This is a genomic window from Microcoleus sp. B4-C2, from assembly GCF_036705265.1.
GTDB lineage: Bacteria > Cyanobacteriota > Cyanobacteriia > Cyanobacteriales > Microcoleaceae > Microcoleus.
In genome coordinates, this window is sequence record NZ_JAUBUB010000140.1 from 1 (window position 1) to 11,393 (window position 11,393).

The 11,393-nt window shown below is 44.2% G+C and carries 13 protein-coding genes; 10 read left to right on the plus strand and 3 right to left on the minus strand.

The annotated features are described in order from the left end of the window. Positions 1-105 precede the first annotated feature (105 nt). Entirely contained in the window at positions 106-600 is a 495-nt protein-coding gene (locus QUB20_RS26665; RefSeq protein WP_333057445.1) for a DUF4385 domain-containing protein, read from the minus strand. Continuing rightward, the gene (locus QUB20_RS26670) at positions 597-1,022 is read right to left on the minus strand and encodes a DoxX family protein (protein ID WP_333246889.1); all 426 of its coding nucleotides are present in this window, start codon (positions 1,020-1,022) and stop codon (positions 597-599) included. Before QUB20_RS26670 ends, QUB20_RS26665 begins: the two co-directional genes overlap by 4 nt. Before the next feature lie 420 nt (positions 1,023-1,442). Between QUB20_RS26670 and QUB20_RS26675 the strand changes: the two genes are divergently transcribed. From QUB20_RS26675 to QUB20_RS26705, 7 genes are all read left to right on the plus strand, one after another. Next, complete coding sequence (locus QUB20_RS26675; protein WP_333057443.1) at positions 1,443-1,607, plus strand: hypothetical protein; 165 nt, start codon at positions 1,443-1,445, stop codon at positions 1,605-1,607. A 552-nt stretch (positions 1,608-2,159) separates the two neighbouring features. Further along, positions 2,160-2,651 carry a DUF4168 domain-containing protein gene (locus QUB20_RS26680; RefSeq protein WP_333246891.1) on the plus strand — a complete coding sequence of 164 codons (492 nt, stop codon included), beginning with the start codon at positions 2,160-2,162 and terminating at the stop codon, positions 2,649-2,651. A gap of 431 nt (positions 2,652-3,082) precedes the next feature. Further along, a complete protein-coding gene (ureE, locus tag QUB20_RS26685) occupies positions 3,083-3,520 on the plus strand; it encodes an urease accessory protein UreE (RefSeq protein ID WP_333057440.1) in 438 nt (145 codons plus the stop codon). A 285-nt stretch (positions 3,521-3,805) separates the two neighbouring features. Next, positions 3,806-4,519 carry an urease accessory protein UreF gene (locus QUB20_RS26690; protein ID WP_333057439.1) on the plus strand — a complete coding sequence of 238 codons (714 nt, stop codon included), beginning with the start codon at positions 3,806-3,808 and terminating at the stop codon, positions 4,517-4,519. A gap of 89 nt (positions 4,520-4,608) precedes the next feature. Beyond that, entirely contained in the window at positions 4,609-5,205 is a 597-nt protein-coding gene (ureG, locus tag QUB20_RS26695) for an urease accessory protein UreG (RefSeq protein ID WP_333057438.1), read from the plus strand. A gap of 149 nt (positions 5,206-5,354) precedes the next feature. Continuing rightward, the gene (locus tag QUB20_RS26700; protein WP_333057437.1) at positions 5,355-5,804 is read left to right on the plus strand and encodes a type II toxin-antitoxin system antitoxin SocA domain-containing protein; all 450 of its coding nucleotides are present in this window, start codon (positions 5,355-5,357) and stop codon (positions 5,802-5,804) included. 97 nt (positions 5,805-5,901) lie between these two features. Then, entirely contained in the window at positions 5,902-6,201 is a 300-nt protein-coding gene (locus QUB20_RS26705) for a hypothetical protein (protein ID WP_333209543.1), read from the plus strand. 38 nt (positions 6,202-6,239) lie between these two features. Here the strand turns inward: QUB20_RS26705 and murG are convergent, their stop codons facing one another. After that, positions 6,240-7,304 carry an undecaprenyldiphospho-muramoylpentapeptide beta-N-acetylglucosaminyltransferase gene (gene murG / locus QUB20_RS26710; protein WP_333246901.1) on the minus strand — a complete coding sequence of 355 codons (1,065 nt, stop codon included), beginning with the start codon at positions 7,302-7,304 and terminating at the stop codon, positions 6,240-6,242. Between the two features lie 218 nt (positions 7,305-7,522). On the opposite strand from murG, the gene QUB20_RS26715 reads away from it, so the two are divergent. The 3 genes from QUB20_RS26715 to QUB20_RS26725 all read left to right on the plus strand — a co-directional run bounded on the left by QUB20_RS26715 (position 7,523) and on the right by QUB20_RS26725 (position 10,745). Then, positions 7,523-8,449 carry a nuclear transport factor 2 family protein gene (locus QUB20_RS26715; protein WP_333246893.1) on the plus strand — a complete coding sequence of 309 codons (927 nt, stop codon included), beginning with the start codon at positions 7,523-7,525 and terminating at the stop codon, positions 8,447-8,449. Positions 8,450-8,757: 308 nt separating this feature from the next. Further along, entirely contained in the window at positions 8,758-9,546 is a 789-nt protein-coding gene (locus tag QUB20_RS26720; protein WP_333246895.1) for an SDR family oxidoreductase, read from the plus strand. A gap of 518 nt (positions 9,547-10,064) precedes the next feature. Next, on the plus strand, positions 10,065-10,745 hold the full coding sequence (locus QUB20_RS26725; protein WP_333246897.1) for a hypothetical protein: 681 nt from the start codon (positions 10,065-10,067) through the stop codon (positions 10,743-10,745). Positions 10,746-11,393 lie beyond the last annotated feature (648 nt).

The window sequence follows — 11,393 nt, forward strand, 5'->3', positions numbered from 1 at the left end:
AAAACAATTAACAAAAGTTGATAATTAATTAAAGCCGTCAAGCTTATGACGGGGCTTTAGACCCAATTTCTTGGTAACTGTATGTCAATCCTCAGCGTTGACTAACTAAGATTCGTACATCTGCCGATGTCTGGCTAAAAGCTGGAGATATTTCTCATTGATTTTAGCCAGCATCCATTTCTCTTTAAAAATGGCGGCGGATTCGGCTTTCACCGGATCTGTTTCGAGCGGCAAAATATCTTTTCGAGCGGCGGTTTGCTCTGCAACAGACTTCAGCTTTTGAGGGTTTTGCTGGTATTTTCGGCCGCTTTTGTGGTTAGCGTAGCGACGGGATCGAGTGTACCCCATCTGCAAGAACTTGCGGGCCATGTCGGCTCCCACAAAATCATCGGCATCGAGATACTCTAAAAACAAGGAGTAAATTTTGCTGCTGGACTCCCTGGCAATTTCAGGAGTCTTAAATCTCCAGAAAGGCAGAATTTCTCCTTTGTAGGGTTCAACCAACAGCACTCCCTGTTCTCCTTTCCCTACCCGATAAAGTTCCGGGTGCTGTCGAAAGTCGATGTTTTTAAAATCCACAGAGTAGTCGAACTGCTTCATTGGGCGTTTTCTGTTCTATCTGGAACTATAGAAGCCCGGGGTTTACCTTCGTCTGGTTGGGTATAAACCCAGGCCCAAGCAATGAAGACAGCTTGAAAAGGCAGCCTGAACCAATACAGTAATTGGTTATGGGGAATCCCTTCTATCGGAATGTTGTTGACGGCTTGATTGATATTAGCTGGAAACACGGCAATAAACAAGGCAATTAACCCCCACGCCGCCGCCCTGCTGACAGGAGGAACTAACAGCCCAATTCCGCCCAAAATCTCGAAAAAACCGCTGATATAAACCAATGCTTCCGGGTAAGGAAGCTGGGGCGGCACAATTCTGATAAAAGGTGCGGGTACTGCAAAGTGCAGCACGCCTACAATACTGATAGCTACTGCGAGAATAACTCGCCAAATTTCTTTTTGACTTTTCATGGGCAATGGGTAATTAATAATTGTTAAATTGCTACGATAATGCTTGCACAAAATCGCTATCTGCGATCGAGATGACAAGCAAACTGAGCCCCAAAAATTCCAGCTTTCCGGGTTTGTCTGCTTTTGCTGGTGGCTGTAACGATTTTATTTCGTAGAAAAACCAGGTTTCTGGCTAACTCCCAGACAAGTTTTCACAGCCCCAAACTTGAGGAAGCGAGAACTGGAATCCCACGCCTGCGCGTTGACTGCCAAAAACAGATAAGCTGTTCGACATTCAAACTCCACTATTTGTGGGTCAGACCCCATACTGCAAGGGGTTGAGGCAATAAATTTAAATGACTAACAGCTTAGCGCGCATTTTGATAACAAGATTTTAATGTCTAGTACCCTGTTGCTGTCTCTATCTTCGGGTAGTAAAACATGATTTTTGTTCCGGCTTGGGCGTCGTCAGCAGCCAAAGCAGTGGGGGATTTTGTCGATCGACAAATGCACCATCGCTTAACATTAGATAAATCATCGCCGCAATTGAGGAGTGCGATTGCTGCTAAATTTGACCCCCTCGCATCCAGGATACCCGCCACGTGATGAATCCGTCCAGAAATAAAAAACCTGTATCCGATAAAGGATCCCCCGAATTGATCTCGCGCAAGTCAATGCTTCAATTCTTTAATCTAAAATCTAAAATCTAAAATCTAAAATCGATTGACCTAGCCTTCCAGGCGCTTCCCTACCCTACCCTAGGGGAACCCCTACGGGGGAACGGGAACCCTGGCGGGAAGATAGCTTTGCTAGCGCGTACCTTGATTAGACTAATTAAGGCGAGTAATTTGTCAATAACTTTTAGAATTATTTAATATTTGCGCTTTGAGAATTATTGCCAGAGGGAATTCGGGAACGCTCTGTAATTAAAATTACTATCTCAAGTTTGAATTTTGTCAACTTCCCACAGATGCTAGAATGAATCAAATTATCTAATTTGCTAAAAAGTCGATCGTCGTAGCAACTTCCAAAGCATCCTGCTGGAATTAAAAATAGTCACTCCTAGGCAGGAACTTTTTAGCCACCACATTATTCAAAAAGATTGAGCCTCCAAGCGCTGTGTCATTTTTATCTACACGTAAGCAATCACCGACGACCATGAACACCTCACTAAACACCTCTAAATTTGGCATAAACCGGATGCTGCGACAATCGCTGTTTGCAGGCACCATTTCTGCAGCAGCTTTAGCTAGCGGATGGGCGCCCGGTTTGTATGGACAATCCCCAAACTTCGTTTTCGGATCGGCAGCCCAAGCTCAAGAAATTAGCAGCCAAGAAATTACTAGCTACGCTCGTGCTGTGTTGGCAATAGAACCCAGACGGGTGGAAGCTTATAACGAAATTAAAGGAATGGCTGGGGGATCGGTTCCCAGAGTAGTGTGCAACGAAACTCAGCAAATTAATAGGTTGTCTGGAGGTGTTCGCGGCATCGCGGTGAATTACTGCCAACAAGCTAAAAAAGTTATCGAAACCAATGGTTTGACAGTTAGTCGCTTCAACCAGCTTACTTTGCTCCAGCAAGCGGACCCGGCAGTCAAACAGCGAATTCAAGCCGAACTGCTGCGACTGCAACAAGCGGGCAATCAATAAGCTTGAGGGTTTGAGTCTTTCTTCCTCTCCCGTTCTATTAGACTTCTCCATAAAAGCTTGTTAAGGGCAGGCAGGATGCCTAAGCGCTACCTCCCCCCAACAATATATTGGAGATTTAAATTGTTCGAGTTACTAGACGATATGCAAAATTTTTTGAAAAAAGGGCGATCGTCTGTGATAAAATGCTTGACAAGATGACAAAAATGTGGTATGAAGACAAGAACGGGAGCGGTTCAGAGAGATGAATATTTTTCAACTGGCTGTAAATCGCAATGAGATATAGCGATCGCCAAGACGATTAAAACGTTTTTAATTCCTGAAACATGAGCTGAAAATTGCAATTTCGGTCTTCCTTATTCCTTCGGCTATAAAAAAGATATTCCTCAAAAACTCGATGTAAAGTGAAGGGTTCTGAGGAATAGAATAGAAAAATGCTAACATTCACAAAACATTTACCAGCAAATCCCGATGCTGTTGTCAGCTTTACTTTACCGATGACAGCCGACGATCGCACTCGCAGCCGCCACCGATTCGAGACAGAAACGGGGGAAAGGCTGCACCTGAGTTTGCCCAGAGGTACAGTATTGCGCGATCGAGATTTATTGCAGTCGGAAGACGGTAGCTGTTTGGTACTGGTAAGTGCAAAACCCGAACTCGTGCTGACAGCGCGGGCCTCAAGCCCGCTGCTACTGATGCGGGCGGCTTATCATTTAGGAAACCGCCACGTAGCTTTAGAAGTTGCCGATAATTATTTAAGGCTTTCTCCCGACTCTGTGTTGCAGGGAATGCTAGAAAAAATGGGTTTGGAAGTAACACAGGAAATTGTGCCGTTTCAGCCGGAAATGGGCGCTTATGGGCACAGCCATTAGATTTTAGATTTTAGATTTTAGATTTTAGATTTTAGATTTTAGATTTACTCCCACCGATAAATCCGAGGGCTTATGACTAAATTGCTTTCGGCTATTGAAGAAGCAAGAAGTCAACAGTCAACAGTCATTCGATTTTAGATTTTAGATTTTAGATTTTAGATTTTGGATTGACTTGCGCGAGATAAATTCGGGGGCTTGAGGATTTTCGATTTTCGATTTTCGATTGATTCCCCGGATAAATCCGGGGGCTTGTACCATCAACAAATTCTTGGTCAACAGTCAACAGTGAACAATCAACTTTTATCTTTGTTGCAGTTAGCTTTTGCACCTGTGGGAGCTTATAGTTATTCTGAGGGAATCGAAAGTCTGGTAGAAACCGGTACGATCGACAGCGAGATTACTTTGAGGAATTGGTTAGAAAATTCGCTGCAATTCGGGGCTGTGCGAGTAGAAGCCGCTGTGGTGGTAAGGGCTTTGAGGGCGGCACAGATGGGGGATTTGACGGCTTTGAATTACTGGAATGCTTGGGCGACGGCTGCTAAGGAAACAGAAGAGTTGCGCTTGCAAAGTTGGCAAATGGGGCGGACTTTGGTGAGGTTGCTGCTGGATTTGCGTGAAGCGAAGCTATCCCGCAGGGAATCGCCCGTTGCTTCTGGGTTAACAACAAGTGTAAAAGATTTGGTGGAATTTGGCGGCAATCCGTGCAATTTTGCGATCGGCTTTGGCATTGCCGCCGCCAACTGGCAGATTGAAGAGGAAGCCGCCGTGTTAGGATATTTGTACAGTTGGGCTGCCAATTTGGCGAGTGCGGGCGTGAAACTGATTCCCCTCGGTCAAACAGCCGGTCAACAGTTGCTGTTAGATTTGCAGTCTCAAATTAGCTGTACGGCGCAAGAAGTTTTAAAATTAGAAGATGATGAGCTTGGGAGTTGCAGTTGGGGATTAGGACTGGCTAGCATGGCGCACGAAACTCAGTACACTCGGTTGTTTCGCAGTTGAAAATCCTTCAATCCCAAATCCCTCAATCCCAAATCCCAAATCAGAAAATCAGAAAATCTAAAATCTAAAATCTAAAATCTAAAATCGCTATGGGTGCTTTTCGTGTAGGAATTGCTGGGCCAGTTGGTTCGGGGAAAACAGCTTTACTGGATGCTTTGTGCAAAGCGCTGCGACAGCAATACCAGATTGCGGTTGTTACTAATGATATCTATACTCAGGAAGATGCCCAGTTTTTGGTTCGGAGTCAAGCTTTGGAGAGCGATCGAATTTTGGGCGTAGAAACAGGAGGCTGTCCCCACACAGCCATCCGCGAAGATGCTTCGATAAACTTAGTAGCTATAGAAGAGTTAGAACACAAATTCACTGATTTAGATTTAGTATTTGTCGAAAGCGGCGGCGATAACTTGGCGGCAACTTTTAGCCCGGAGTTAGTAGATTTAACAATTTACGTAATCGATGTCGCAGCAGGCGATAAAATTCCGCGCAAAGGCGGGCCAGGAATTACTAAATCTGATATGTTGGTAATTAATAAAACAGACCTCGCACCTTATGTAGGAGCAGATTTAGGCGTGATGGAACGGGACGCGAAAAAAATGCGGGGGGAGAAACCTTTTGTTTTTACTAACTTGAAGACAAAGGAAGGATTAGAATCGGTAGTTAATTTTGTTAAATTGAATATGGCATAGATTGAGAAAATATAGTATAATGTAAATAAAGTGACACGGCTCGCAATTCCCCGTGAAAACGTCTCCAGACAAATATAGTCTGCTTGAGTCGCGGGAGTGTCAAAAAAATCTCGTTCTAGTTTTGCCGTTTAATGACTACCAAGTAAGTTATGCTGAGTTGTTATGATGCAGCCGAATACTTTTTGGCTCAGGCAAGTGAAGATGCTGGCGATCTGATATCTAATCTCAAGCTTCAGAAATTGGTTTACTATGCTCAAGGCTTTCATTTAGCTTTGTACGATGAACCGCTATTTCTTGAAGCCATAGAAGCATGGACTCACGGGCCCGTTGTTCCTGATTTGTACCGTCACTATAAAAAGTATGGTACTGGTGCAATTCCACGTCCTGAATATATAGACTTTTCGATTTACGAAGAAAAAACTAAGAGCCTGCTTGATGAAGTTTACTCTGTGTTTGGGCAGTTTGCTGCATGGAAGTTAAGGAACATGACACACGAAGAATATCCCTGGAAACTTGCTGCTCAAAATAGCGGAAAAATTACTCATCAATCCCTGAAAAAATACTTCAAGACTCAACTCAATTGTGAAGAAGCATCTTAAGGCAAATCAACGCCAAGAAAAAGGGAAAAGGATTTCACCTAGAGAAATTGTTGATTTACCGCCAGAGCAGGAGTCACCTCTATTTTCTTTGCGATACATGAATAAAGATTACTCTCTTTCTCAATGCACAAAAGATGAAAAGGCTGCTTTTGCAGATACGCTCTACAAATTAAATCAGCTTACCTGGAGTGAGATTAATGCTTGTCCCCGTCACGGATTGGGCTACGAGAAGATAGCCCGAAGTTCCATTAGAGCACCTATTCCCAGCCATCTTAAGGATGATGTAAATTTTATTGCTTTTCGGTTTTGCGGGAAGGCTCCAATGGTTGGTTATCGGGATGGGGCTGTGTTTTATGTTATTTGGTTGGACAGGGGTTTTACGCTTTACCCTCATTAAAAAGAACTCGTTAAATTAGTGGCGGTGTCCAATTTTCGCTACCTCACCACCAATTCCCTCACCAAATTAGCCAAACGTTCTGTACTGTCTGTCACCGCTAATTGAGCAGCAGCTTGAGACATTTTTTCCAAATATTCGGAATCTCTTAACAAATACAACACTTTGCTTTGCAACACATCTGCTGTCAGTTCGCTTTGACGGAATACCACGGCGGCGCCGACTTTAGCAAATACTTCCGCATTAAATCTTTGGTGATCGTCAGCCGCGTGAGGAAAAGGAATTAAAATAGAAGGTACTCCCGTCACTGCTAATTCTGTCAGAGCACTCGCGCCCGATCGACTAATTGCTAAATTTGCTCGCTGCAACAAGCTCGCCACATTGTCGTAAAATGGCATTGACAAATATTGCTCGTGTTTCAAACTCTCGGCATCCGGGTCATTATTTCCGGTGAGGTGAACCACCCAAGCGCCGGCATCAAACCAAGCCGGAGCACACTCGCGCACTAACTTATTGACTGCGACAGCACCTTGAGAGCCACCCATGACTAAAATAACAGGTACGCTGTCAGGAATTGGCAAATTTAGAGGTTGGCGGGCGAGGAATTGCGATCGCACCGGCGTACCAGCCACCACGGTTTTGGCGCGGGGTAAATGCTGGGCTGCTGCTTCAAATCCGATCGCCACAGCAGTGCACAAAGGACTAAACCAGCGCGTCACCTTCCCCGGAATGGCATTAGATTCGTGGAGAATCACCGGCAAACCCAAAGAACGGGCCGCTAGAATTGCCGGTGCTGCGATGTAACCGCCAGTAGTAAAGACTCCCTGAAAATTTCCCGCTTTGAGCAACTTCCGCACATGAAGGATCGAGCCGACGAGTCCGCCCAAAATTCGCACAGTACCTAGTCCAAATCGCTGCTGAAAGCCTTCAACGGCGATCGTGTGGAGGGGGTAAAGGGATGAAACTAATTCGGTTTCCATGCGATCTGGGACTCCTAGCCATTCGATCTGACAGTCGTTCAACTGACTAGCGGTGGCGATCGCAGGAAATAAATGTCCACCAGTGCCGCTAGCTGCAACCAACAACCGGAGGGGGGCTTTTGTCAAGGTTTTTGTTTCTTTTACAAGTACAAGTTCCACAGGTCAATCAATTTTATATTTGAGGTTTTAGATTATTATGCTTATTATTCCGGCAGTTTCAGCCAATTTTCAATCAGCAATCTAAAATTAGATTGTGCCGTGTCCGTCCTTCCGTTGTCAGTTTTCGTTGCAGGCGAACAGTTGCCCGCGCCACGACTCCTGACAAATAACCAAATTATCACCTAATGCGTAATTTTTTGAATTTAGTGCCAAGTGCATCTCAGTATTTTTCCAGCCGTCGGGACGAAAAAGCCGATCCGCTTCGAGGGCTGCGCCAACGGGCGATCGTTTTTGGCTTTAACGGCGGGCAGTCGATCGCTCAAATGTTGTTATGTTTAACAGTAGTAAGTGCTGGCGTGCTGCATCCGAGTGCGGTAAGAGCGATCGGTGCGATCGGGGCGACTCCCCAAACGATCGCCCAAACAGGAGCAAATGCGCCAGCCCCACTCACAAAGGTGCTAACAGAAATTGACGCAGCAGCCAACCGGCGCGATGTCAAAGCAGTCATGGCATTTTACAGCCAGAATTTCACTCATTCTGACGGCTTAAACAGTCGCAGCATGGAAAAAGCCCTCACCCAACTCTGGGATCGATATCCAAGTTTAAATTATCGCACCGAGATCAAATCTTGGAAAACCGAAGGTAGCGCGATTATTGCAGAAACCATAACTACAATTGCCGGCACTCAAAAAAAGGATGGCAGAGAATTAAGTCTCAAAGCTACCATCCGTTCCCAGCAGCGCTTTGAAGGCGAAAAAATAGTTAGTCAAGAGATTTTAGCAGAACAAACTCAGCTTAGTTCTGGCAATAATCCTCCCACAATTGAAGTAAATTTGCCGGAGCAAGTTAAGGTAGGCGAAGATTACTATTTTGATGCCATTGTACGAGAGCCGATCGGCGATGATATTTTAATAGGGACTGTTTTGGAGGAACCCATTACCGAAAAAACCTTTTTCAATCCCTCAGAAGTCGAGCTAGAGTTGCTAAATGCCGGGGGAATTTTTAAAGTAGGCAAAGCTCCTGCTACGCCCGAAAATCGGTGGGTTTCAGCAGTTTTGATGCGACAAGGCGGAATTGCAACAGTTAGTGTACGATTGCGGGTTGTCAAGTAATAAAATAGGTGTTATGGGTTATACCATTTTAGATTTTAGATTTTAGATTTTAGATGGGGAATAACTTATGAATTAAATGTTTGGAGCGCTGGTCTACAGTTGCATTTTTTAGGGGATGGTATTATTTGGGTAATTTTAGTAGTGGCGAGTTCAAGAAAATATTGAAGAGAAAGGACTGAATCCCTAAAGTCGTCACTACAAAAATTATGTTGAATTGACAGTATGAAATATCCAAACCCTGATCTCATTAGTCATTCCCAATTCCCAAATCTAAAATCTAAAATCTAAAATCTAAAATCTAAAATCGTATGATTTCTATCCAAAATCAAATTGTTTTCATTACAGGTGCGAGTAGCGGTATCGGAGCAGCCTGTGCCAAGATATTCGCCAAAGGTGGAGCCAAACTAATTTTAGCAGCCCGCCGCCTTGACAAGCTCGCTCTACTAGCAAACGAACTTGTAGAAACAAAATCCATCGCGTCGGTGAACGAGATTTATTTACTAGAATTGGACGTGCGCGATCGCCCGCAAGTCGAATCGGCGATAACTGCGCTTCCCGATGCCTGGAAAAGCATCAATATTCTGATTAACAATGCGGGATTGAGCCGTGGTTTAGACAAACTGCACGAAGGCAACTTTCAAGATTGGGAAGAAATGATTGATACCAATGTTAAAGGGTTGCTTTACATGACTCGTGCGATCGTGCCGGGAATGGTAAGCCGAAACCGCGGCCACGTAGTGAATATCGGCTCAATAGCAGGCCGCCAAGCTTATCCGAAAGGTAATGTTTATTGCGCTTCCAAAGCAGCAGTGAGAGCTATTTCTGAAGGGTTGAAACAAGACCTTTTGGGAACAGCAGTGCGGGTGACAGAAATAGAGCCTGGTTTGGTGGAAACAGAATTTAGCAATGTCCGGTTTCACGGCGATGCAGAAAAAGCAAAAAATGTCTATCAAGGATTGACACCGCTGACTGCGGACGATGTAGCCGATGTCGTGTATTTTTGCGCGACGCGATCGCCCCACGTCAATATTAGCGAAATCTTGCTAGTTCCGACAGACCAAGCTAGTGCAACTCTGGTTCACCGAAAAGAGTTGTGAGTTTTTAGTAGTAAGTTTCCGGATGGCGTTGGAATTCTTAGAAAGCTTAATTGGTAGATGCACCCTGATTAATTAACTCCCGACCAATTTTGGCCGGGTTTTTTTTTGGATCTCGCCCGCCCTCGCCACAGATTCTCCAAAATTCTGGCAAAGTCTCCTGAAAGAGGTGCTGTGAGGCGGGAGACTAAATTAGTAGATGCACCCTGATTAATTAACTCCCGACCACTTTTGGTCTGGGGTTTTTTTTTGCGGTATCGACGCTGATGCTAAAAAAGTTTGAGGTTATCCGGATGACGCTGGAATTCTCAGGAAGCTTAATTGGTAGATGCACCCTGATTAATTAACTCCCGACCAATTTTGGTTTGGGGTTTTTTTTTGCCGATCGCACGCCCTCACCACAAATTTTCGGAAATTCTGCCAAAGTGTCCTGAAAGAGGTGCTCTGGGGCGGGAGATTAAATTAGTGCAACTTCACCCAAAAGCTAACCAGATTGTATTTAAAAAGAGGAAAAAGAAGCTATGGCAGCAAACTATTATCTTAAAAAAGAGTCGGAAGCCGAGCAGGAGCATTATGATTGGAAACAAATAATTTCGGAATATATGGAAGCCCCTGGTGGTGGTGGGTCGATTACGAGGCAAGTAAGTTCGACTATTACATGGGGCATAACATTCACTGCTGGTGTCACTTTTGAAGGTGTAAACGCCGCTCTTGGAGGTCAATATAGCGAGTCTAAAACCTTTAGCACTTCATACACATTTAATTTGTTAGCTGGAGAAACAGCGCGAATAATTTATGTTCCTAAAATCCATTTTATAAATGGATGGTTAACGAAAACTATAGAGGGAAGTCCGGTGATGGGGCCCTTTCCACCACCTCCGCTCCGTATGGTGATAGATAATCAGTGGGTTCAGATACACTTTCCTTTGGATGGTGGGCGTTTTACCTTAGAATATGATAAACCTACATTTTATACAGATAGCAGGTTCAGAGGAACAGCTATAAGACTTGACAAAGGAGGGCATGATTGGGGTTCTATTCCCAATGATGAAATATCTTCACTAAGAGTTCCAGAAAACTATACAGTAGCACTTTTTAAAGATACTCGTTTTAAAGGTGAATCTATTATCTTTGGTCCCGGTGATTACCCTTATGTAGGTGATAATTTCAATGACCAAACCTCTTCGATTAATATTTGGTAAAGTTGGGTTAATATTGCTAAATCTAGGTAGATGCACCCTGATTAATTAACTCCCGACCAATTTTGGCCGGGTTTTTTTTGTCGATCGCAGGAAACACCACAAATTATCGCAAATTCTGCCAAAGTGTCCGGAACGAGGTGCTGTGAGGCGGGAGATTAGATTAGTAGATGCACCCTGATTAATTAACTCCCGACCAATTTTGGCCGGGTTTTTTTTGTCGTATCGAGGCTGATGCTGAACAAGTTTGAGATAAGTGTCCGGATGGCGCTCGAATTCTCAGGAAGCTTAATTGGTAGATGCACCCTGATTAATTAACTCCCCGCCAATTTTGGTTTGGGGTTTTTTTTTGCGGTATCGACGGTGATGCTGAATAAAGTTTGAGGTTGTCCGGATTGCGCTCGAATTCTCAGGAAGCTTAATTGGTAGATGCACCCTGATTAATTAACTCCCCGCCAATTTTGGTTTGGGGTTTTTTTTTGCGGTATCGACGGTGATGCTGAATAAAGTTTGAGGTTGTCCGGATTGCGCTCGAATTCTCAGGAAGCTTAATTGGTAGATGCACCCTGATTAAGAGAACGCCACAGAATGATTGATCCTATAATAGTCAAAATATAATTTCAGTGTGCAGCCTATCTTATGTCTCTAAAA